This window comes from Bradyrhizobium sp. HKCCYLS20291 (genome assembly GCF_051167715.1).
GTDB lineage: Bacteria > Pseudomonadota > Alphaproteobacteria > Rhizobiales > Xanthobacteraceae > Bradyrhizobium.
Genome location: NZ_JBNPTO010000001.1, coordinates 386,720 through 408,740 on the forward strand (window position 1 = coordinate 386,720; position 22,021 = coordinate 408,740).

At 66.0% G+C, this 22,021-nt stretch carries 26 protein-coding genes; 10 read left to right on the plus strand and 16 right to left on the minus strand.

Annotated elements, in window-relative coordinates; translation table 11 throughout:
• The first annotated feature begins 39 nt into the window (after positions 1-39).
• Complete coding sequence (locus tag ACQR07_RS01810) at positions 40-1,662, plus strand: ABC-F family ATP-binding cassette domain-containing protein (protein ID WP_434900661.1); 1,623 nt, start codon at positions 40-42, stop codon at positions 1,660-1,662.
• Between the two features lie 21 nt (positions 1,663-1,683).
• On the opposite strand, the gene ACQR07_RS01815 is transcribed toward ACQR07_RS01810, so the two are convergent.
• From ACQR07_RS01815 to ACQR07_RS01825, 3 genes are all read right to left on the minus strand, one after another.
• Entirely contained in the window at positions 1,684-3,780 is a 2,097-nt protein-coding gene (locus tag ACQR07_RS01815) for a PAS domain-containing protein (RefSeq protein ID WP_434900662.1), read from the minus strand.
• 198 nt (positions 3,781-3,978) lie between these two features.
• Positions 3,979-4,224 (minus strand): hypothetical protein, encoded by a 246-nt coding sequence (locus ACQR07_RS01820; RefSeq protein WP_434900663.1) that lies wholly within the window; start codon positions 4,222-4,224, stop codon positions 3,979-3,981.
• Between the two features lie 160 nt (positions 4,225-4,384).
• Complete coding sequence (locus tag ACQR07_RS01825; RefSeq protein ID WP_434900664.1) at positions 4,385-4,816, minus strand: DUF1810 domain-containing protein; 432 nt, start codon at positions 4,814-4,816, stop codon at positions 4,385-4,387.
• A gap of 223 nt (positions 4,817-5,039) precedes the next feature.
• Between ACQR07_RS01825 and ACQR07_RS01830 the strand changes: the two genes are divergently transcribed.
• Positions 5,040-6,089 (plus strand): DUF2778 domain-containing protein, encoded by a 1,050-nt coding sequence (locus tag ACQR07_RS01830; protein WP_434900665.1) that lies wholly within the window; start codon positions 5,040-5,042, stop codon positions 6,087-6,089.
• 66 nt (positions 6,090-6,155) lie between these two features.
• Positions 6,156-6,413, plus strand: coding sequence for a hypothetical protein (locus ACQR07_RS01835; RefSeq protein ID WP_434900666.1), 258 nt, complete (start codon positions 6,156-6,158; stop codon positions 6,411-6,413).
• A gap of 1,615 nt (positions 6,414-8,028) precedes the next feature.
• On the opposite strand, the gene ACQR07_RS01840 is transcribed toward ACQR07_RS01835, so the two are convergent.
• The 3 genes from ACQR07_RS01840 to ACQR07_RS01850 all read right to left on the minus strand — a co-directional run bounded on the left by ACQR07_RS01840 (position 8,029) and on the right by ACQR07_RS01850 (position 9,077).
• Complete coding sequence (locus tag ACQR07_RS01840) at positions 8,029-8,208, minus strand: hypothetical protein (protein ID WP_434900667.1); 180 nt, start codon at positions 8,206-8,208, stop codon at positions 8,029-8,031.
• Between the two features lie 25 nt (positions 8,209-8,233).
• Entirely contained in the window at positions 8,234-8,404 is a 171-nt protein-coding gene (locus ACQR07_RS01845; protein ID WP_434900668.1) for a hypothetical protein, read from the minus strand.
• 223 nt (positions 8,405-8,627) lie between these two features.
• Entirely contained in the window at positions 8,628-9,077 is a 450-nt protein-coding gene (locus tag ACQR07_RS01850) for a hypothetical protein (protein ID WP_434900669.1), read from the minus strand.
• 346 nt (positions 9,078-9,423) lie between these two features.
• Here ACQR07_RS01850 and ACQR07_RS01855 point away from each other — a divergent pair, with 346 nt between their 5' ends.
• Together ACQR07_RS01855 and ACQR07_RS01860 are read left to right on the plus strand one after the other, a co-directional pair.
• On the plus strand, positions 9,424-9,660 hold the full coding sequence (locus tag ACQR07_RS01855) for a hypothetical protein (protein WP_434900670.1): 237 nt from the start codon (positions 9,424-9,426) through the stop codon (positions 9,658-9,660).
• A gap of 144 nt (positions 9,661-9,804) precedes the next feature.
• Entirely contained in the window at positions 9,805-10,395 is a 591-nt protein-coding gene (locus ACQR07_RS01860) for an NADPH-dependent FMN reductase (RefSeq protein ID WP_434900671.1), read from the plus strand.
• Between the two features lie 54 nt (positions 10,396-10,449).
• On the opposite strand, the gene ACQR07_RS01865 is transcribed toward ACQR07_RS01860, so the two are convergent.
• Complete coding sequence (locus ACQR07_RS01865) at positions 10,450-10,704, minus strand: hypothetical protein (protein ID WP_434900672.1); 255 nt, start codon at positions 10,702-10,704, stop codon at positions 10,450-10,452.
• Between the two features lie 190 nt (positions 10,705-10,894).
• Between ACQR07_RS01865 and ACQR07_RS01870 the strand changes: the two genes are divergently transcribed.
• Complete coding sequence (locus tag ACQR07_RS01870) at positions 10,895-12,193, plus strand: ArgE/DapE family deacylase (RefSeq protein ID WP_434900673.1); 1,299 nt, start codon at positions 10,895-10,897, stop codon at positions 12,191-12,193.
• 39 nt (positions 12,194-12,232) lie between these two features.
• Here ACQR07_RS01870 and ACQR07_RS01875 read toward each other — a convergent pair whose 3' ends face one another.
• From ACQR07_RS01875 to ACQR07_RS01885, 3 genes are all read right to left on the minus strand, one after another.
• A complete protein-coding gene (locus ACQR07_RS01875) occupies positions 12,233-12,622 on the minus strand; it encodes a hypothetical protein (protein ID WP_434900674.1) in 390 nt (129 codons plus the stop codon).
• Between the two features lie 118 nt (positions 12,623-12,740).
• Positions 12,741-12,902: a hypothetical protein gene (locus ACQR07_RS01880; RefSeq protein ID WP_434867082.1), complete on the minus strand. Its 162-nt coding sequence runs from the start codon at positions 12,900-12,902 to the stop codon at positions 12,741-12,743.
• A gap of 14 nt (positions 12,903-12,916) precedes the next feature.
• A complete protein-coding gene (locus ACQR07_RS01885; RefSeq protein ID WP_434867083.1) occupies positions 12,917-13,150 on the minus strand; it encodes a DUF6894 family protein in 234 nt (77 codons plus the stop codon).
• 219 nt (positions 13,151-13,369) lie between these two features.
• On the opposite strand from ACQR07_RS01885, the gene ACQR07_RS01890 reads away from it, so the two are divergent.
• The 4 genes from ACQR07_RS01890 to ACQR07_RS01905 all read left to right on the plus strand — a co-directional run bounded on the left by ACQR07_RS01890 (position 13,370) and on the right by ACQR07_RS01905 (position 15,991).
• Positions 13,370-13,555, plus strand: a complete 186-nt coding sequence (locus ACQR07_RS01890; protein WP_434900675.1) for a hypothetical protein — start codon at positions 13,370-13,372, stop codon at positions 13,553-13,555.
• A gap of 210 nt (positions 13,556-13,765) precedes the next feature.
• Positions 13,766-14,650 carry a hypothetical protein gene (locus ACQR07_RS01895; protein ID WP_434900676.1) on the plus strand — a complete coding sequence of 295 codons (885 nt, stop codon included), beginning with the start codon at positions 13,766-13,768 and terminating at the stop codon, positions 14,648-14,650.
• A 10-nt stretch (positions 14,651-14,660) separates the two neighbouring features.
• A complete protein-coding gene (locus tag ACQR07_RS01900) occupies positions 14,661-14,996 on the plus strand; it encodes a cytochrome C (RefSeq protein ID WP_434901040.1) in 336 nt (111 codons plus the stop codon).
• Between the two features lie 158 nt (positions 14,997-15,154).
• Positions 15,155-15,991 carry an HD domain-containing protein gene (locus tag ACQR07_RS01905; protein WP_434900677.1) on the plus strand — a complete coding sequence of 279 codons (837 nt, stop codon included), beginning with the start codon at positions 15,155-15,157 and terminating at the stop codon, positions 15,989-15,991.
• A 4-nt stretch (positions 15,992-15,995) separates the two neighbouring features.
• Here ACQR07_RS01905 and ACQR07_RS01910 read toward each other — a convergent pair whose 3' ends face one another.
• The 6 genes from ACQR07_RS01910 to ACQR07_RS01935 all read right to left on the minus strand — a co-directional run bounded on the left by ACQR07_RS01910 (position 15,996) and on the right by ACQR07_RS01935 (position 21,885).
• Positions 15,996-16,670 (minus strand): HAD family hydrolase, encoded by a 675-nt coding sequence (locus ACQR07_RS01910; RefSeq protein WP_434900678.1) that lies wholly within the window; start codon positions 16,668-16,670, stop codon positions 15,996-15,998.
• Positions 16,671-16,792: 122 nt separating this feature from the next.
• A complete protein-coding gene (locus ACQR07_RS01915) occupies positions 16,793-17,185 on the minus strand; it encodes a hypothetical protein (RefSeq protein ID WP_434900679.1) in 393 nt (130 codons plus the stop codon).
• Between the two features lie 115 nt (positions 17,186-17,300).
• Positions 17,301-17,507 (minus strand): hypothetical protein, encoded by a 207-nt coding sequence (locus tag ACQR07_RS01920; protein ID WP_434867089.1) that lies wholly within the window; start codon positions 17,505-17,507, stop codon positions 17,301-17,303.
• A 162-nt stretch (positions 17,508-17,669) separates the two neighbouring features.
• Positions 17,670-18,563 (minus strand): hypothetical protein, encoded by an 894-nt coding sequence (locus tag ACQR07_RS01925; protein WP_434900680.1) that lies wholly within the window; start codon positions 18,561-18,563, stop codon positions 17,670-17,672.
• Positions 18,564-19,008: 445 nt separating this feature from the next.
• Positions 19,009-21,075, minus strand: a complete 2,067-nt coding sequence (locus ACQR07_RS01930; RefSeq protein WP_434900681.1) for a sensor histidine kinase — start codon at positions 21,073-21,075, stop codon at positions 19,009-19,011.
• A gap of 72 nt (positions 21,076-21,147) precedes the next feature.
• A complete protein-coding gene (locus ACQR07_RS01935; protein WP_434900682.1) occupies positions 21,148-21,885 on the minus strand; it encodes a Crp/Fnr family transcriptional regulator in 738 nt (245 codons plus the stop codon).
• Positions 21,886-22,021: the final 136 nt, after the last annotated feature.

The following is a 22,021-nucleotide window of genomic DNA, read 5'->3' on the forward strand; positions in this document are numbered from 1 at the left end:
ACTAAGAGCGGCGGCAACCCGTTCACCGCCTGAGTTCTCATGATCCGCCTCGACAACGTCAGCAAGCAAGTCGGCCACCAGATTCTGTTCATCGAAGCCTCCGCCGCTCTGCAGCGCGGCGAGAAGATCGGGCTGGTCGGCCCGAACGGGGCCGGCAAGACAACGCTGTTCCGGATGATCTCCGGCCGCGAGCAGCCGGACGAAGGCCAGGTCTCGATCGATCGCGGGGTCTCGATCGGCTACTTCAACCAGGACGTCGGCGAGATGTCCGGCCGCAGCGCCGTGGCCGAGGTGATGGACGGGGCGGGGCCGGTGTCGTCGGTCGCCGCTGAGCTCAAGGAGCTCGAGGCGGCGATGGCCGATCCCGATCGCGCCGACGAGATGGACGAGATCATCACGCGCTATGGCGAGGTGCTGGCCCGGTTCGAGGAGCTCGACGGCTACGCGCTCGACAGCCGCGCCCGTGAGGCGCTGGCCGGCCTCGGCTTCTCCGAAGAGATGATGGAACAGGACGTCGGCCGGTTGTCCGGCGGCTGGAAGATGCGCGTCGCACTGGCGCGCATTCTCCTGATGCGTCCCGACGTGATGCTGCTCGACGAGCCGTCGAACCATCTCGACCTCGAAAGCCTGATCTGGCTCGAGCATTTTCTCAAAGGCTACGAGGGCGCCCTGCTGATGACCTCGCACGACCGCGAGTTCATCAACCGCATCATCAACAAGGTCATCGAGATCGACGCCGGCCAGCTGACGACCTATTCGGGCGACTACGATTTCTACGAGCAGCAGCGGGCGCTGAACGAGAAGCAGCAGCAGGCGCAATACGAGCGCCAGCAGGCGATGCTTGCCAAGGAGATCAAGTTCATCGAGCGCTTCAAGGCGCGCGCGTCGCATGCGGCGCAGGTGCAGAGCCGGGTCAAGAAGCTCGACAAGATCGAACGCGTCGAGCCGCCGAAGCGCCGCCAGACCGTCGCCTTCGACTTCCTGCCGGCGCCGCGTTCGGGCGAGGACGTGGTGGCGCTGAAGAAGGTGTCGAAGAGCTATGGCAGCCGGCGCATCTATGAGGGGCTCGATTTCATGATCCGGCGCCGCGAGCGCTGGTGCGTGATGGGCGTCAACGGCGCCGGCAAGTCGACCCTGCTGAAGCTCGTCACCGGCACCGCAGAGCCCGATGACGGATCGGTGACGATCGGCGGCAGCGTCAAGATGGGCTATTTCGCGCAGCATGCGATGGACCTGCTCGATGGCGAGGACACGGTGTTCGAGTCGCTGGAACATTCCTTTCCGCAGGCCGGGCAGGGCTCCCTGCGTGCGCTGGCCGGCTGCTTCGGCTTCTCCGGCGACGATGTCGAGAAGCGCTGCCGGGTGCTGTCGGGCGGCGAGAAGGCGCGGCTGGTGATGGCCAAGATGCTCTATGATCCGCCGAACTTCCTGGTGCTGGACGAGCCGACCAACCATCTGGACATGGCGACCAAGGAGATGCTGATCGCGGCGCTCGCGAGCTTCGAGGGCACCATGCTGTTCGTCTCGCATGATCGCCATTTCCTCGCTGCGCTCTCCAACCGCGTGCTGGAGCTCACGCCCGACGGGCTGCATCAATATGGCGGCGGCTACACCGAATACGTCGCCCGCAGCGGCCACGAGGCGCCCGGCCTGCGCAGCTGATCCAACGGCGAGGGTACGCGCTCAGCTCTCCACCATCTCGGCGACACGGCCGGCCAGCGCCTCCACGTCGAACGGCTTCGTCAGCACCTGCATGCCCGGCGCGAGATGGCCGCTGCCGAGGATGGCGTTCTCGGCATAGCCGGTGATGAACAGCACCTTGAGGTCGGGCCGCGTCGCGCGCGCCGCATCGGCGAGCTGCCGGCCGTTCATGCCGCCGGGCAGGCCGACATCGGTGATCAGCAGATCGATCTGCGCGTGCGACTGCAGGGTGGCGAGGCCGGTGGGACCGTCCTTGGCCTCGATCACAGCATAGCCGCGCTCGTCGAGCACCTCGATGACGAGCATCCGCACGGTCGGCTCGTCGTCCACGACCAGAACGGTCAGCCCCGTCCGCGCCGACATCGCGGCACGCTGCCGCGTGGGATCGGCGATGTCAGCCTCGCCGACATGGTGGCGCGGGAAGTAGAGGCACATCGTGGTGCCCTCACCGAGCTCGGAATAGATCCTCACCTGGCCGCCGGACTGCCGGACGAAGCCATAGACCATCGACAGGCCGAGGCCGGTGCCCTGGCCGATCGGCTTGGTGGTGAAGAACGGATCGAAGGCGTGCTCGATCACGTCGGGCGTCATGCCGGTGCCGGTGTCGGTGACGCACAGCGAAATGTACTGGCCCGGGGGCAGGTCGCGCTCGAGGCCGGAGCGGTCGTCCAGCCATTTGTTGGCCGTCTCGATGGTGATCCGGCCACCGCCGGGCATCGCGTCGCGGGCATTGATGCAGAGGTTGAGCAACGCGCTTTCGAGCTGCGAGGAATCGACCAGCGCGGGCCACAGTCCTGCGGCCGTTACCACCTCCAGCGTGATCTGCGGGCCGACGGTGCGGCGGACCAGCTCTTCCATGCCCATCACCAGCCGGTTGACGTCGGTCGGCTTGGGATCGAGCGTCTGCCGCCGCGAGAAGGCGAGCAGGCGGTGCGTCAGCGCAGCCGCGCGTTTCGAGGCGCCCTGGGCGGCGGCGACGTAGCGGTCGACTTCCGAAAAGCGGCCCTGGCGCAGCCGGGTCTGCAGCATCTCGAGCGAGCCCATGATGCCGGTGAGCAGGTTGTTGAAGTCGTGCGCGATGCCGCCGGTCAGCTGTCCGACCGCTTCCATCTTCTGCGACTGACGCAGCGCCTCCTCGGCCTCGAGCAGGCGGGTCTGCTCGCGCAGCCTCTCGGTGACGTCATAGGCGAACTGATAGGCGCCGATCTGCTCGCCGTTGGCGTCGCGCAACGCCGAGAAGCGCAACTCGTAGAAGCGACGGTCGCGGCCGCTATCGCCGAATTCGCCGACCTCTACGAACTCCTCGCCGGCCAAGGCGCGCGCCCACACTGCACGAACCGCGGCCTGTTGCTGCGGAAGGCTTTCGAACAGCTCGACCAGATGATCGCCGACCTTGGGGTGGAGGCCGAAGATGCGTGCGAATTCCTGCACGGCGGCGCCGTTGATGGCGATCAGGCGGAACTGCATGTCGACCACCTGGACGAAGGCGTCGGTGCCTTCGACGATGTCGGCGAGCAGCTTGCGCTCGGCCAGCGCGGCGACGACGCGCGCTTCGAGCGTGTCGTTGATCTCCTGCAGCGCGGCCTCGGCGCGCTTGCGCGCGGTGATGTCCTGAAACAGCACCGCGACCTGCCGGCGGCTCACCGGTTCGACCCGGAAGGCGGCCAGCTCGAGGTAGCGGCCGGTCGCGACGAGCTCGCGCTCGAAACGGATCGGCTCGCCGGTGCGCAAAACGGCACCATAGAGCTCGACCCAGCCGCCGGCTTCGTCCGGCACCATCTCCCGCACCTTCTGTCCGACCACGTTCGGAATGCCGGCGTGCAGCGCGTAGGCCGGATTGGCCTCGACGTGGACGTAGTCGCTCAGCGGGCCGTGCGGCCCGTCGAAGAACTCGATGATGCAGAAGCCTTCATCGATCGAGTTGAACAGCGTCCGGTAACGCTCTTCGCTTTCGGCGAGCGCGGTCTCGGCGCGGGCCCGTCGCCCGGCATCGGCGGCAAACAGCGCCTCGAGGCGGGCATTCTGGCTTTCGAGCTCCTGCAGCCGCTGCCGGAGCGCGTTGATCTCGGTGGAGCTCACGCGGCAACGGCCTCGCGGAACGTCGGTCGCGGAGGACAGGGGCAGACGTGAAACGGACGGGGCATGTGCAACTCGATGTGAAGGTCGGCTGACAACATACCATGTCAACAATGCCTGCGGTACGCTCCTTCCTCATGGAACTCGCGGATCACGCGTCTGCCCCGCCACCGGGCGGGGCGCCGCTGTGATCTGCGCGTATCAGCCGCCGGCCTCGCACTTCTTCATGAAGCTGTTCTTGGCCGCGCCAGCGAGCTTCTTGCCGTCGGAACCGACTGCCTTGGTTTCGCAAGTGTCGGCCATGCACTTCTTCATGAACGAGGTCTTGGCCGCGCCGGCCAATGGCTTGCCGTCCTTGCCGACGGCCTTGGTCTCGCAGCTGTCTTGAGCGAAGGCGGAGCCGGCGGCGAAGGTCGCAAGCGTGGCAATCAGGAAAAACTTCTTCATGAGCGTGTCTCCTTGGGACAAACAACGCGGCGGATGGGAGCCGCAAATCTTGGCGCGATCAAGTTTCGTCTTGCGGCTATCACCCGAAATCCGGCCCTGTAGCAGGGCACATCGATCGTCGTGTGCTTCGAATGATGCGTCACCGGTAGCCGCGTGCTCATCAGTTGCCGCGCTGCAGAAAGGTCAGCGTCGCCGGATCCCGGGCGTCGTCGCAATAGCGCGCGAGCGCCTGGGCAAAGATGTCGTTCGGGCTGACCGCATCGAACAGCGTCATGCAGGAGCGAAACTTGACGTCGTCGGGCGAGCCGAGGATGTCGCGCAGCGACTTGCCGGTTACGGCAAGCACCAGACCGGTGCATTCGCGCAGGCGGGCGCCGAGCAGTGGATGGGCGAGGTAGGCTGCGGCTTGGGCGAGCGACGTGATCGCGTAGCGGCGGGCCATGGTGGAGTTGCCCAGCCCTTCGACCTGGGGAAAGACGAACCACATCCAGTGGCTTTGCTTGGCGCCGGCCGCAAGTTCGGCGATCACGCGGGAATAAATTGAATCCTGTGCGTCGACAAATCGGCCGAGATCATCAGGCGTCGCATTCATCGATTGCTCCAATTCTTTGAATCGAAACAAGAATTCTGGATTTTGGCCGGTCGGCGGGATCGCTGCCCGGCCGCATTGTCGACAATGCCGGAGCAACCCGGGGCTGGTGTTTGTCTAGATTATGCCGCAGTCTTGCCATCCTATGTCATGACGGGTCGAATCGTACCCCTTGGGGTCGGGCACTTCCGTGAGTGTCCCGAAGAGGGGGTATATCGGGGACGTGATGGCTTCCAGTGAAGCAAGCGTTGAGGTGCTGTTGTTGCGCGGACGTTTCGGACACTCCGAAGCGATCGCGGTCGTGCTTGCTGCGCTCGCGGTGGCCGCGGGTGTGGCCGCCTGGGTCGGCATTGACGGCGATCCGTCGACGCCACTGACGACGGCGGCCCTGCCGGCCGCCAATCCGCCGCCGTCCATGTCTTTCGAGACCCGCTTTGCGCCAGCCTCCGCGTCCGCATCTGCCTATTCGGAAAAAGACGCCGTCCGCGCGCTCGACCGCTTCGCCATGCGTGGTATCGACCGCCAGCTGCTCGACGCCCGCGCTGCGCTGGTGAAGGGCATGGAGTCGTCGCGCGACGCCGGCGGGCGCGACCTCGCCAGCAGCGATTGGCGGCCGACACTTACGGAAGGCAGCGCCGCTGCGCTGCCCGCACCCGGCGTGCCCCTGCCGCGGCCGCGACCGGCGGTGGCCAACCTGCCGACCAACCTGGTCTCGGCGAGCGCGACGGAAGCCATCGGGCGCGTCGACGACCGCTCGATCCTGCAGAAGCTCTCCGACCTGCTGCCGAGCCCGACGAAGTTCGCCTCGCTCGGCCCGGACAGCGGCGTCGTGCGCTCCGGCATCGACCTTGGTGCGCTCGGTTACGAGAGGACCGCGGTGTACGACATCAAGGCCAAGATGGTCTATCTGCCGTCCGGCATCGGGCTCGAGGCCCATTCCGGCATGGGCAGCCTGCGTGACGACCCGGAGCACGTCAATCAGCGCATGGTGGGCGCAACGCCGCCCGCCACCTACGATCTCAAGCCGCGCGAAAAGCCGTTTCACGGCGTCCGCGCGCTGCGCATGAACGTGGTGGACGGAACGACCCTCGGCCGCAGCGGATTGCTGACCCACCCGTATATGTTGGGTCCCGAGGGTGATTCGAACGGCTGCGTGTCGATCAAGAATTACGATCGCTTCCTGAAGGCGTATGATGACGGCGAGTTCAACCGACTCGTCGTCGTCGTCGGGCTCGAGGCTGGCACCCCGACGCGGACCGCGCAGAAGACCGAGTGACGAAGAGTTGCCGGAGCTGCGCGTGGCCGCGGCGGTGACCTCAGCCGCATCTTCCGGAAGGTCTTCATGAACGATCCCGCAAACTCGGAAACGCGTCTGCGTACCACCTTCAACATCAAAGTGAACGGCAAGCCGTTCTTGATTTCGACGGTCGGACAAGCCCATCAGTTCCTCACCAGCCTCAACGCCGTCGAATGGATGGAGTTCAAGTCGCTGCACGACGAGGCCATGACCGCGCTGCAGGGTGCGGCCGACAACGCCATCATGACGGTGCAGGCCACCAACGCGGTACGGACGCTGTTCGTGAGTGCGAAGCTGTTGTGAGCTTGTCTGGGACGGTGACGCCCAACAATCGGCCTCAGGCTCGTGTCGACCATCCGCTTGCCTTTCAATCGGTGTCATCGCCCGGCTTGACCGGGCGATCCGGTACGCCGAGGCGGCCGTGGTTGACTGAGAGGCCGCGGCGTACTGGATGCCCCCGCCTGCGCGGAGCACGACAGTGGGGAGTGGGGCGCCCTCTCGCCACCCGTCATTCCGGGGCGCGCGCCAGCGCGAGCCCGGAATCCATAACCACAGGCCCATGTGATGAGGCACTACGGTAGCTCCATCTCGTTTCACGAGTTCTGCTGCGGCGTATCCGGGCTCGCGCCGACGCGCGCCCGGGAATGACGGCGAGTGTGTCGAAGCACTGGGCCACGCATGGTCTCGCGTTCTCGCTGCGCTGGTGCGCCCGAGGTGTTCGTCCGTCTTGCCCTCCCAAACAGAGGGCGCGGGGAATGCCGGGCTGCTGGCTGCAACCCATGGCCCGCCTGCAGAAAAAAAGCAGGCGGCAGTCACCACAGGTTCAGCCGGGCAACCGGCATTCCCCGCGCGATGATCTTAACGGCTGCTTCGCGCGCTCCCCGGTGCGCCGGGCGTTCTGGTCACCGTGCACGACGACGTGCTTCTCAGCACGCCGCCGCGGGGGCATCAGCGTCGGGATGCCAGGACCACGCGACTTGACCGTACGCGACGGCAGCGTTCGTCGGCGCAAGATGCGCTGCGCTGCCATCGCGTTCACCGCTCCTCCCGCTCCACGTCCGTGACGATCGCGATACGCCCCTCTTGCGAGCAGGAGATGGCATGTAGGAAAGCACGAAACGGCAATTCTGAAAAGAAGAATATTTTTCGCGGCGGGACTGGACAGGCCAAATCAGCTTGATCTTTCAAGAGAAAATCGTTTCAGCGCGCATCGGCATTTCGGTTTCGTGGCGAGTGGTCTCTCCGCCCTATATTGACCGAGCGCTATTCGCGTTTGGCGGCGTGGGCCCAGGGCATCAGTTCGTCGAGGAAGCACGGCTTACCCAAAGAGAAGGGGCCTGTCCGTGAACTCTCCTCCTGTTCCAACTAGCGCTGACAACTATTCGCTCGTGCAAATGTCATTTCCGTCCGGCAACTATACTCAGGAGGCCATTCGTTACTAATTCGAACGCAATATTGAAGCGCAATGGAATCCGAGGAATACCGGCCGATGAGAAGATTCGGCTTGATTGAATTATCGGTCTGCAGCCCAGAAAAAAAGCTAATTTCTGATCCTTGCGTACAAGCGTATCCGATCATCAGATCTCGCTCCTTCGTCAGACCGGAAATTTGGACACAACCCGAGGGTCCAGGAAGTTGATCCGAGATTTGGACGATCGTGAAACACGCTCCGCGTTGCGTTTCGCGCCAATGCGAGTTCAAAGGCGGAAGATCGTCTGCCAATGATGGCGACGCTGCCGCGCAGAGAATGGCGATCTCGATAACAAAAGCCAGGAAAGCTTCCTTCATTGGATGCGTCTCCCCCGTTGTTGAGCGAAGTATAGCGAATTACTCAGGACCTCGCCACAAACAACCCATCAGGAACCCAATTCAACTACGTGACAAGCAGTCGAACGCCGTCACGGTACTGCACGCGTGACTACTGGTCGCCTCCGAGCAGCGCGGCGCATTGCGCTGCCGACAGCTCGATCATCCCGTCTGCGATCGGCGGCCGGCGGAACTGCGCATCCTCCAGCTGCTTCGTCCCCCCGGGCGCGACCTGCACAATGGCTGCGAGGCCGTCGGTCTGCTTGCGGAAGTCCACCGGGCGTGTCGCCACCAGGACGTGGAGTCCGGTTCAGCTGTCATCCTGAGGCCCTCCGTACCGCGCGCAGAACCGCGACGAGCGCCTCGGCCTCGGCTTGGCTGACGACTCGCACCACCGCGTCGCCGATCGCGATCTCGATCGTGCCGAACGCATTGGGGACAATTGCGATGTGCGCGACGGTGACGACGGGGGCGGACGCCACCACCACCGGGCAAACGGCGGAGCCTCGTCACAGATTCCCGCTGCGGGCAAGCAAGCGTCTGCGCGCGCTCACGGCGCGACGTGCTCGATGCGCATGCTGCACTTGCTGTGTTGTCGTCAACCCGAGCAGGCGAAAAGGACGCGACGGTCTCAGATCGCTCCGCCCGCTCTCAAGCGTACGATGAGTGTCGCAAGCTGATGCTGATCGATGCTGCGGTGCGGCCGCAGCGTTAGTCGGCCAATTCGTCGACGTCGAGCGCGGTCTCATCGCGCTTGGCGCTCTCGGCCGGGACGGCGTTGGCGGTCTCGGCGGTTTCGAAATCGTCCTCGGCGATCTGCTGGACCTCGGCAACCGGCGTGTCCGCCTGCTCGGCTGCGAGCTCGGCGGCCACGACGGCTTCCGGCGCCGCGTCATCTGTTGCCGAAGCTTCGAACAGGTTCGGTACGAGGATGGTGGTCGGCACCACGGGCCGCCGCTTCGCCCGGTACCAGGACGAGAACTTCTCCGACAGGCTGGCTTCGAACTCGACGAGCGGCAGGGTGTTGCCGTCCTCATCGGTGATCACGACTGTCCAGCCCTCGGCCTCCATGACCTGAGCGTTCGCGAGCACGATGAGCGCGCTTTCGCGCTGCTTGCGGATCTTATGATGATCCCGCTCCGCGATCATCGTGTACGCCATGACCAGCTCCCACCTCGGCTCGGGACGACAGCCCCCGATGCGCCGTCACTACGCCGCGAGAGTGTGAGCGCGGCTGGGCGGGATTGCGTTCGCCTAATGACAATTTGGCGGCGCCTCTCGGCTTCTGCGGCAGCGCACAGAGTCGAAGATGCAACAGCACGCAAAATAGTGGTGCAGGGAAGAGAGCGCTTGTTGAAGGCGCGCAGCGACGTGTCATCATTTGATTCTGCGGCGGCAACTGCTTCGCGACAGCAGCGCAAGCAGCGGGTGAACAAGACAAACAGCGGGCGAATTGGGGACGTCGATGCGAACTAAACTGTTCAGGATGCGGAACTTGAATGTGGCGATGGCGGGGCTGGCTCTGGCGATGGTCGCCGCCCCGCGCGCAGGCTACGCCTTTACCGAGGACGACCAGCGGCGGCTGTGCATGGGCGATGTGTTCCGGCTGTGCTCGTCGGAGATTCCCGATCGCGGCCGTATCACCGCCTGCATGATGAAGCAGCGCGCCAGCCTCAGCGACGGCTGCCGCAGCGTGTTCGGCCGGCCGTCCGAGCGCTCCGCATCGGCCACGGTGACGCGCTAGACGTTTTCCGTATCCAGCTCCCCCTGACAGCGACCCGCCGCTGATCGGCAACCAGACCGGTCCGCGGCGTCACTTCGACGCCCTCGACGACAATCCTGGCGTGGTAGAACTGGCGGGACGCACCCGGCCAGGAGTTGACCCGCCATGAGCTTTCGCATCCTCGTCCTCTACGGCTCCTATCGCGCCGACCGCATGGGCATCCGGCTTGCGCAATTCGTCGTCGACGGGTTTCGCGGCAAGGGCCACGACGTCGAGCTGATTGACGCCAAGGCGATCGGCCTGCCGATGCTCGACCGCATGTACAAGGAGTACAGGCCGGGCGAGGCGCCCGCCGCCATGTCCGAACTTGCGGCCAAGATCCGCGGCGCCGACGGCTTCGTGTTCGTGACCGGCGAATACAATTGGGGCATGCAGCCCGGCTTGAAGAACCTCACCGACCACTTCCTCGAGGAATGGTTCTGGCGCCCGGCAGCGATCGCGAGCTACTCGGCCGGCCGGCTGTCGGGGGCACGCGCCGCCACCGCCTGGCATGGCACGCTGTCGGAGATGGGCATGGTCGTGGTGTCGAGCACGCTCGCGGTCGGGCCGATCGGCCAGGCGCTGTCGGCCGAGGGCGAGCCGACCGGCGACGCCGGCAAGGCGCTCGCGCACGCGTTTCCGCGTTTTGCCGATGATCTGTTGTGGTGGGTCGAAGCGGGGCGCGAGCAGCGCGCGCGCAAGGCGCCGCCCTATTGAGATCGAGTAGAGCAGGGTACGGAGCGCGTCACGCCCTCCGTCCCGGCTGCGCCTCTACCGCGCCGTGCTGCCCGGCGTATTGGTCATCGATTGCTGGCGGCGCGGTGCGCTCGCGGCTTGGCCTTCAGCCTGGCACGGCAGTTCCTTCCAGGTCCCGTCAGCGGCTTGCTGATAGGCGCGGCATGGGCTGGACTCGGTGGTCTGATCGTCGGGTTTGGGGAGTTGGGAATTCTTCGCCAGTGCGGGCGCTGCCGTCGCCGCGACGAGGGCAGCCAGCGAACCGACGAAGATCACCGGGGTGATCCGCATGTTGGGGTTCTCCTGCTCGAAGCCCCGTCTTTTCAAATCCGAATTGTGGAAACATTTGGGCGGCCCGTCCCGGTTCCACCCGCTGGGCGCATGAGAATGGCCGCATTCTGCTATCGTGTGGCGCTGCCGCGAGCGCCATTCCAATTCCTAGTGCGCGGCACGAGGGTGCGAAGAAGGCTGGAGGGTTAGCGTGACCGAAACTGCGGCGGCGGTGCCGAACGACGTGATGGAGCGGCTCGCCGCGGCCATCGATGCCAATTTCGCCAAGCAGGTCGCCTTCCTGCGGCAGCTCGTGCAGTTCCGCAGCCTGCGCGGCGAGGAGGCGCCGGTGCAGGATTGGCTGGCCGGTGAGTTCGAAACGCGCGGCTACAAGGTCGACCGCTTCAGCCTGGCGGACGTCGACCTGATGCGGCACCCGAAGGCGGCGCCGATGGACGCGATCGCGCTCGACGGCTCCAGGCAGGTGGTGGCGACGCTCGATGGCGAGGGCAGGGGCCGCAGCCTGATCCTGCAGGGGCATATCGATGTCGTGCCGGAGGGACCGACCGATCTCTGGAACGATGCGCCCTATGAGGCCGTCGTGCGCGACGGCTGGATGATCGGCCGCGGCGCGCAGGACATGAAGGCCGGGGTCTCCGCGATGATCTTCGCGATCGATGCGATCAAGGCGGCCGGATTCGTGCCGGACGGGCGCATTCATCTGGAAACGGTGACGGAGGAGGAGAGCACTGGCAATGGCGCGCTCGCGACCCTGATGCGCGGCTACACGGCGGATGCCTGCCTGATCCCGGAGCCGACCGGGCACACGCTGACGCGTGCCCAGGTCGGCGCCATCTGGTTCCGCCTGCGCGTGCGCGGCACGCCGGTGCACGTCGCCTATGCCGAAACCGGCAGCAACGCGATTCTGTCGGCCATGCACCTGATCCGCGCGTTCCAGGACCATACGACCGAGATCAATGCGCGGGCCAAATCGAACGCGTGGTTCGCCGCGGTCAAGAATCCCATCAAGTTCAACGTCGGCATCATCAAGGGCGGCGACTGGGCGAGCTCGACGCCCGCCTGGTGCGATCTCGATTGCCGGCTCGGCGTGTTGCCCGGCGAAACGCCGGCCCAGGCCATGGCCGCAATCGAGCAGTGTCTTGCCAAGGCGCAGGCCGAAGACAGCTTCCTGTCGGAGAATCCGGTCGAGCTGGTGTGGAGCGGCTTCCAGGCTGATCCCGCCGTGTGCGAGCCGGGCAGCGCCGCGGAGGCCGCACTGGCGGACGTCCATGCCCGCGTGTTCGACAAGCCGCTCGAGGTTCGGCTGTCCACCGCCGTCAACGACACGCGCTACTACACGGTCGATTATGGCATTCCGGCGCTCTGCTACGGGCCGTATGGCATCGGTCCGCATGCCTTCGACGAGCGGGTCGATCTCGACAGCGTGCGCAAGACCACGCTCTCGATCGCGATGTTCGTCGCGCAATGGTGCGGGCTGCGGAGCGCGTGATGTCGATCGCGCTGCTGCGCCGCTGCGGCCGGCCCTCGGTTATTCGAGCGTCTGCACCGGCGGGGCGACCGGGCCGCGCGGCGCTGGCGGCGTCGCCGCGGCGGTCCGCGGCGGCGCGCTGCGCGGCATGGTCTGCGGCGGCGGGGCATCGGTCATCGCCGCCTGGCTGTCTCTGACCGGCCGCCGGACCTGCTGCGAACGCGCCGCGTGCGAGCGGCGGAAGCCCCAGGACCGCGCGATCGACGGACCGGCCGTATAGCCGACTACGGCACCCGCCACGGCTCCGACCGGCCCGAACACCACTGCGCCCGACAGCGCGCCCAGCGCCGCGTCGCCGCCGCGATGCTCATCGGCCCGCGCAGGCGATGCCGTCACGGCCGCCGCCATGATTGTGAGCGCAAGCGCCGTTGTGGTCAGCATTCTGGTCATGCGATGTCCCCTCCGTCTCACCACCGCCGAAATGCCGGACAAATGTGGCGAGAGAATGCGGCGGGACCGATCGATTGGGATGCGCTTCGAGCGCTTCGGCGGGGGCGCCCGCGGCCGGCTAGCTCTGCGTCACGCGCCGCGCTTCGTATTTGGCCCGCCATTTCGGTCCGGGGCCACGCATGTAGTAGCGCTCAGGGCGATACGGATCGCTGACGAGTGCGAAGAAGCTTCTCCAACGCTCGCGCAGCGCAATCAGACGGCGGGTACCAGAGACGAACATCCGATCCCTCGATCTCAATGCATGCGGCCGAGAATGGACGAGAACGGCATCGCGAAGAGTTCCTCGTCGAGATCATCGGCGACGTGAAGCACCCAGTCGCGCCAGTCCTCTTCGGTCTCGGCCGAGATCAACGCGTTGACCACGCGAGCCGCATGGGCGCGGGCCTCAGCAAGATCGACGACTGCGGTTCCACGCCGGTCGATCAGGATCTCATCGTCGTTGGAGCAATGAAAGAAGACCTGCGTCATGTCTCACTCCTCAGCCAACCCCTGTCGAATCTGGTCCACAAGTAACAGCGCGGCACGGGGCGCGAAATTACGATTGAGCACGTAGGGTAAATTACGGGCGCAGTGTTGCCTTTTGGAACCGCTCCTGCAGTGACCGGAGTCACACAACAGCTTCGTTATGGAACTCCTCGCGGGGCGCCGTGGTTAACGGCGAATTCCAGTGCGATAGGAGCACCGCGCATGATATCAGAGATCCAGGTTCATGCGATCGCCAGGCAGATGCTCGAGATGCACGGAGCCGCAGCGATCGCGCAGGCCGCGCAGAAGGCCGTGTCCTGCGAGCACAACGGCGACGCGGAGGAGGCGCGTGAATGGCGCCACATCGCCGAGGCCATGAAGATGATGCGCGGGCCGCATCAGAGCTGAAGCGGGCTCCCATCGGTCGAGCATGGAACAGCGGGCTTGGGACGCCCAGACGGCCTCCTGGAGCCACGGAGGCCTGCTGCTCGCAACTCATCCTGGTTTCCGACCCAATTTCCCCGCATGAATCCGACAACATGATTCGGCCCTTGATTCGCCGCGGCGGCCACGGCGTCGGCGCGCTGTTCGCCCAACGATTGTCCAAGGATTGTCGCCATGGTCTTTTTCAAGCGTGAGCTCAGCCCGGTCGAGATCTTCGAGCGTGCGCTGAAGGACAAGCAGTCCGCGCGGCAGAAGCTCTCGGAGCGGCTGCGTATCGCCGAGCAGGCGCTGGAGGAGAAACGGGCTGCCGCCGATCGGCTCGCCAAGGCGAGTGCGAGCAACGGCCAGCTCGATCGCGCCGAGGCCAAGATGCAGTCGGTCGAGCTCAAGGCCAAGGCGCTGCGCGCCGCGATGGCCGAATGCGACGAGCAGATCATCCTCGCCGAGCGCGCCTTGTCGGAATCCGTGGCCCAGCGCGACCGCGATCGCGCGGCCAACGAGATCGAGGCGGTCGCCGCAGCCATCGAGCAGGCGGTGCCGCGATTCGAGATCGGCGCGGCGGCCCTGGTCGACGCGGTGACGCGCGGCCGGGCCGTGCTGAGCGAAGCCAGCCGCTTTGCCGGCGATGTCGACGACATCAGGCGCGAGGTGCTGTCCGCTGCCGAGCTGATCTGCTGGGAATTGCGCGCTTCGGCCTCGCGCACCAGGGCGGGCAACATCAACATCGCGCTGCTGGCGCCGCCCGATGCCAAGCCGCTGCCCGCGCCGGAAACCGACCGGCAGATGATCTACACGCTCAATCCTCTGACTTGGCGCGAGGGCGAAGCCGTGAAGCGGGTCGCCGCCTACACCATGACGGCTCTGCCCAAGTCGCTGCTGCCGCCGGCGCTTGCGCATCAGCACGTCGATTATCTGAACGCGCGCCGCGTGCAGACGCTAATGCATGTTCATGGCAGCGGCCAGCAGCAGAGCGAGCCGATGCCGGATGATCCGGCGCTGGTCGATCTCGACGCGCTCGGCGTGCAGGCCGTGGAAAGCCCGCAGGCCGATGTGGCCTGAGCCGGTCGTCATGCGGCTGGCCGCTGCGGCGGCGCTCGTGCTGATGGCCATCAACGGCGCGAGCGCGGAAAATCTTGACGCGGGCAAGCCGGCCCCGCGCCTGTTCGCCGACAGCTGCGCGAGCTGCCATCGCTCCCCGCGCGGTCTCGCCAAGGGCCGCTTCCGGCTGACGCTCTATCTCTTCCTGCAGCAGCATTATACGAGCAGCTCGGACTCGGCCTCGGCGCTGAGCACCTACCTGCAGTCGGTCGATACGCCGGCCGGCGGCCGGCCCGCCAGGACCGCACGGTCTATCAGCCGCGCCGAACGGCCGCCGCGTCCACCGCTGCCGGTGCGCGGTCGTTAGCTGTGCAGCGCGCAACGGGCCGCAGTTTCCCGGAAGGCGAGATCCGGGTATGGCCCGCTTCTGCAACCTGGGCTATGCTGAACCGCCACAGCGGCTGAGTGAACCATACGGCGTGACCGAAAAAGTCGCCATGGGCCGGCTGAGGCGGGGCAGCGGCGATGATGACCTTACCGGAGCTCGCGGCAGCGGCGTTGGAGCAGTTTCTCAGCTCCTACATGCGCCGTCGTTTCGGATCATCCCAAGCCCAATTGTCGGAGATCCTCCCGGCGGCGGCGCGCGTTGCGCTCGAATGTATCGGCAACAGCGATGCGCTGTATCACAACGTCGAGCATACGCTGCTGGTGACGCTGGCGGGGCACGAAATCCTGCGCGGCCGCGCGCTCCACAGCCACATGACGGCGGACGACTACGTGCATGTCATCATGGCCTGCCTGCTGCACGACATCGGCTACGTGCGCGGCCTGTTTCGCGAGGACAACGCGGACGGCTTCGTCATCGATCGCGAAGGGCGGAAGATCACCCTGCCGCGCGGCTCCTCGGATGCGAGCCTGATGGCCTATCACGTCGACCGTTCGAAGCTGTACGTCATCGACCGCATCGAGGGCATGACGCCGCTCGACAAGAACCGCATCGCCCGCGCCATCGAGGGTACGCGGTTTCCACCGCTCGCCGGCCAGCAGTTCGATGAGGAGCAGTCGATCGTGCGCGCCGCGGATCTGATCGGACAGCTCGGCGATCCCAACTACATCCGCAAGGCGAATGCGCTGTACCACGAGTTCGAGGAGGTCGGCATGAATCGCCAGCTCGGCTACGAGTCGCCGGCCGACATCGTCCATCGCTATCCGCAGTTCTATTGGAACAGCGTCGCGCCGCACATCCAGACCGAGATCCGCTATCTCAACATGACCTCGACGGGGCGACAGTGGATCGCCAATCTCTACGCCAATGTCTTTCGCGCCGAGCGCGATATCTCGCTGTCAGGCCCGCAGACCTGATCAGCTAGCGCCGGCCGCCGACTTCATCGATGTGGCCGAGCAGATCGGCGGGATCCTCGTAGACGCGAATGGCGCCGGACTGGCGCAGCTCCTCCGAGCCATAGCCGCCGCTCAGCAGGCCGACGCCGAGCGCGCGACAGCGTGTGGCGGCCAGCATGTCCCAGATGCTGTCGCCGACCACGATGCAGCGCTCGATCGGCACGTCGAGGCGAGCGGCGGCAGCGAGGAACAGGTCGGGATCCGGCTTGGCATAGCGGACCTCGTCGCGGGTGACGACCGGGCTCTGCCTGGGATCGACGCCCAGCGCCTGCAGATTGACCGCCGCCGTCTCCATGCGTCCGCTGGTCGCGATCGCCCAGGGGATGCCGGCATCGGTCAGGAAGCCGAGCAGCTCGCGCGCGCCGGGCAGGGGGCGCACCTGTTGTCCGAGCCCCTGATACGCCGCCGCGTGCGCCCGCCTGAGCCGCTCGATCCGGTCCGGCTCGATCGCGACGCCGGTCTCACGCAGCAGCTGGTTGGTGAACAGGCCGCCGCTCATCCCGATCTTGCGGTGGATGCGCCAGACCGAGAGCTCGATGCCCTCGGCATCGAGGGCCGACTTCCACGCCAGCACATGCTGATAGACGCTGTCGACCAGCGTGCCGTCGAGGTCGAACAGGAAGGCGGTCTCGATATGCATGGCGGGCTCCGGCGATGGCCTTGCAGGCGCGATGGCTGCAGCCCAAGCGGCAGCGGCGGTTCGCGTTCCTTCCCGCCGGCGACCGCGCCTGCGCGGCCGCCGCTCCCATCAGCTCGAGGCCATCAGCCCTTGGGACGAATGAAGCCGGCCAGCGTCTTCTTGTGCTCCTCGCACCAGTTCGACATGCCCAGGCGGCGCTGATCCATGTCGATGGCCTGCGTCGCAATGGCGACCTCGGCCATCAGGGCATCGTCCTGCTTCTGACCCATCTTCCCGCCGGTGTGCATATAGGCGATGGCGTTGCGGACTTTTTCAGTGGTTCCGTCCGGCAAGTGCATGTCCTGGGCCTTCTGGACCAGATCCTGATAGGCGACGTCGATGCCCTGACATTCGACCTTGGTCGCGAACGCCTCGAGCACCATGGTCGTGTAGATGTGCCGCGGCTCGGCGCTGGCCGAAGCCGCACCCGCTAGCAATGCTGCAATGGTCAAAGTGTAACGCAGACCGTTTCGCATAACCCTGGCATCCTCCCGTTTCTTTGCAGGGAGGCTAGCTCCTGGGCGCGGCGCCCGCAACTCTGAGCGCAGCGCAAAAAGCGACCTGATGCGGGTCGAATGCCGATCCTCGTGGCTATTTGCCGAGGCGGCGCTCCTGCTCCTGGAGCAGCACCTCCAGCTCGTCGCTCTGCTGGGCCAGGCGATCGGCATTGCGCTCCTCGTCGGCGGCGCCGGACTGCGAGGCCGCCTGCTCGGTGATCTGGCGGATGTTGTCGCGCAGGATCGCGATGCGGTCGGCAAGCTGGGACGTCGACAGGCTGGTCGGATCGGTCAGGCTCATGAATCCCTCGCCAAGATCTGTTGGTGCGTGAGCCGGCTGATTGAACCGCATGTGGACGGCTCGCAGGCACCTCGGAGGCGGTTCCTTAGCTCGGAACGTGCAGCCACCACAAGCAAGACGACGTCGCCGCGGACCGCAGCGACGCAGCTCTCGAGCTGTTGCTCAGCGCACCGGCATGGGAGGCCGCACCACCGGCTGATCGGGATCCACGGCCGCCTGTGACGCCGGCGCCGATTGCAGCGACATCGGGGCAGGAGGCGGCGGAACCGCGCCGGAGGTCGCGGGCGGGCTCGGCCGGGGACGATGCGGCACAACGGCGGCCCCCGGCGGCGGCGCGACGGCGGCCGTGACCGGGCGCGGTGCCGGCCGCGGGCGCAAGGTCTGCTCGATGGCCCGCGGGTCGAACGACCGCGTATCCGCAGTCCGCTCGGCAGGCTTGGCTTCCGCCACACGTGCCATCTCGCGGGCCATCTGGTCCTGGCCGGCCTTCAGCTGCGCGATGCTGGCTTTGAGATCGCTGATCTGCTGGCTCAGCGCGGCCAGGTCATGCGTCATGGATTGCAGCATCTGAACCTGCTCCGGCGAGGCCACCGAGGCCGTCGCACTGGGGCCTGCGTCCTGCGTCGGCGCCGCTGCGACGGCGGCGGGAGTGGCCTCTTGCGACGCCGGCGCGGCGGGGGTCGCAGACGTGTCGCGGTCTGCGCTGGAGACCAGCGAGATGCGCGGCATCCAGTGCGCGATCATCTCCTGCGCCTGGTCGCCATAGCTCTGCCAGGCGGCCGCGGCCACGGCGCTGCAGACGCCAAACAGCACGACCAGGATGGTGCGAACGACCCAGGTTCCGATGCCTCGGCGTTCCCCGGAAGGGGCTAGCTCGGCTGCGGCGGATCTGAACTCGGGGTCCAGCCGCGGCGGCTGAACCTCGGCAGCGCGCGCGGCCGGCCGACGGTCGGGATCCACGCTCACGCGATCAGCTCGGGCCGCGAGTACGATATCGGGATCGATCGTCGCATGCGGCTGCGCATTCCCGTCGTTCGTGGTCGTCGTTGCAAGCATTGACGCTCCGTCCTCCGTTGTCGCCCGCGCCGACGGCGGCGCTCGGCGGGTCTTGCGTCACGACGCGAGCAACCTCGCATCGCGCATCAGCGCCGACCCTGAAACCGGTTGTCCCTCATGCTCACGCACTTGCGTATGCACGGTATCACGCTTCACACCACGCTCGGCTCGAGCCAAGCCCCGGAAGATGGCATGGCCAAGATCCAAGTCAGTCGCGGACCGCGCGCTACGCAACGTCGACCTCGCTGCACGACACCGCTTGCGGCCTGTTCACCCGCTTGCGCCATATCCGCCCAAACCAAGGCGAAGACATGACACCCGCGCGACCTGGAGTAGTTTACTCCCAATGAACGACGAAGGCTATGCTGATGGCGGTTCCCGGCGGGCGGGGCGCCCGGCCATTGTTACCGCCGCGCGTGGCTCGGAATGGTCTCCGCGATTTGCATCACGACTTGAGAATGTCGTTTGTCGGCAGCCGAATCTCGCAACGCAGGCCTTTCGGATCGAATCGCCTGGTGACAACAGCACCGATGTCATAGGGCAGTATCTGCTCGAGCAGCACCGTGCCGAAGCCGTGGCGTTGCGGAGCGATCGGATCGGCGGACAGTCCGCTTTCGCGCCAGTCGAGAACGAGCCAGCCATTCTCATCGTCGTCTTCGATCCGCCAGTCGATCCTGATGAAGCCGCGGGGTACCGTCAGCGCGCCGAATTTCAGGGCGTTAGTCACGAGTTCGTGCATAGCGAGGCCGATATTCTCGGCGGCCTTCGCCTTGATTCGCAAGCTCGGGCCCGACAACGAAAAGTTCTGCTCCTCGCGCGCAGCGCCGGCGCGCAACTCGTCGGCAATCAGTTCGGCGAGATCGAATCCGGCGAGCGGATCGCGCGTGACTGCGGTCTGGATGCGGGACAGCGCAGCAATCCGGCCCTCGAGATGACTGGCGAAATCCTCGACGTTGTCGCTGCCTTCGCCGGTGCGCCGGATGATCGAGCGGATCACCCCCAGCATGTTGCGCACCCGGTGCTGCAGTTCGGCGAGCAGAAACTTCTGGTGCTCGGCGGCCGACACGAGCGCGGTGATGTCCTGGGTGATGCCGCCGATCCGTTGCACCCGTCCGGTGTCGTCGACCATGGGGAAACAACGGATGCGAAGCCAGCGCACGCCGCCGTCGGGCTGGCGCGCGATACGGAAATCGAAACTGTCGCGTTCGCCCTGCCGGGCGCGCTCGAGGCTCTCGATGGCGCGTGGCCGGTGCTCCGGCAGCATCAATTCCGTCCATCGCGCAACGTGGTCGCCCTGCAGCACCGCTGCCCGCTTCACGCCGTAGATCGTCTCGAAGGAGGGGCTGAGATATTCCCACTGCATCGTCGCGGCATCGCGGATCCACACCACATCGGACGACGCTTCGCCGAACTGGCGGAAGCGCGCCTCGCTGTCACGCAGCGCGGCCTCGGTGCGCTTGCGATCGTCGATGTTCATGGCAAGCTCGACCAGCGTGCCGTCGCCGATGTCGCGTCCGGCAAACATCATCCAGGATCGCTCGCCGTTCTTGTGGAAGTACTCCTTTTCGTAAGGACCGATGCGGCCGGTGCGCTGCAGATTGGCGATCTGCGACGTGGAGCTTTCGACCCATTCCGGCGGAGTCAGGCTCTGCCATGTCAATTGGCCGCTGCGCACCTCCTCGCGCGAATAGCCGGTCATCGCGAGGAAGCCGTCGTTGGCGTCGATCAGCGTGCCCTCGGCATGGTCGAAGAACAGCACGCCGACCGAGTCGATTTCCAGCAGCCGTCGCAGCCGGTGCGCGCTGGATACGCCGGCGTCGGCAGCAGGCGCCTGAGGCGGCGGCGCATCTCGCCCGGCGCTGCTGGACAGATCAGCGGCGAGGTCCGGATCGGATCGCATGAGCGCGGCAACGTCGGCATCGATCGCCAGTTCCGGATGGGCATCGGCCCAGAACTGCGCCATCCGCAAATAGGTCAGGAAGGCGGTGAGCAGTTCGACTTGCCGGTCGCCGAACGCAGTGCGCAGGGCGCGCTGCGCCCGGTCGGAGGCCTCGGCTTGCGTGAACAGCGCGACGGCCGCCGCGAGCAGGTCGGCCTCTGCCGCACTGGACGGCGCGGGAATGTCGCAGGGCTCGCGGACCGCCTCGAGCCGCTCCAGCGCGGCCGTGACGCCGACAGAGTCCGCGAATGGCAGCGTGAGGAGCTGCCGCGCGCGCCCAATCGTTTCGGGGCGGCACGTTCGGTCGCCGCCGGGATGACCGAGGCCGACCAGAAAGCCGAAGTGGCGCGCCAGGCAGTAGGGCGTGCGGCCGAGACGCGACAAGTGGACGGCAAGACGTTCCTTGAACAGCGGCGGCAAGGCCACGTCGAGATAGGAGCTTTTGGCGAATTGCCACAGCTGCCGGGCCGCGTCCGGCGCTGACGGCGTGGGCCGAAACAGGTTGGGCATCAGCCCGAGGCGCTGAACGACCTCCTGCTCGAATCCCGCGTCGTCGATCCGCCGTTCAACCATCGCCGTTTCCCCGGCAGCGCGCCCCAGCTGGCGAGCATAGCGCAATCCGCTGCCGCTGGCTCCTGCGACGTCTCATTCGTTCGCATCGAGCTGGCGTCCCTCGCGATCCAGATGCAGGTAATTGGCGTTGAACAGGCCGGCGCTCATCAGGCGCTCGAGATCCGGCAAGACCAGCATCTTGCCCTTGAGCACGATCAGATTGCTGGCGCGCAGCTCCTGCAGGGTGCGATTGACGTGCACCTTCGACAGGCCGGTAGCCTCGGCGAGATCGGCCTGCGTCAACGGGAAATGACAGCTGTTGTTCTCGGTCAATCCGGCGAGCCGCAACCGGAAAAACAGCTCGCACAACAGATGGGCCATGCGCTCGGATGCGGTGCGCTGCCCGAGATTCATGGTCCATTCGCGCTGGATCGCCGCATTCACCAGCGTCTCCCACCAGAAGGCGGCGGCGACGCGTGGATAGCCGGCGCTGATCTCGTCGAAGAACTCGCGCGACAGGTCGGCGATCGATACCGGGGTGATGGTCCCGATCGAGTGGTCCATCTCGCGCAGGATGAAGATGTTGAGGTCGCAGATGTCGCCGGGCAGGAAGAACGAGACGATCTGGCGGCGGCCGTCCTCGAGCTGCTTGTAGCGGCAGGCCCAGCCGTTCAGGATCAGATGGACGTCCTTGGGCTTTTCGCCCTCACGCGCGATGTCGGTCCGTGGCGCGAAGGTCCGCACCCGCTGCGCTGCCGCACGATTGAGCATCAGGCGGTCTGATGCGGAAAGACGGACGAAATTCTCGAGCTTGCGAACCAGATGACTCAAGGAGTGGTTCCCCCTCGGCGCTTATAGGGGTTCCAGCGTGTGGAGCTTCAATAACCTAGGTTATCATAGCATTTTATTAGTCGGGGGTCTTGCGATCATTGCGGGTTCCTCCTCCGCCCCCGCGCTCATTCGATCA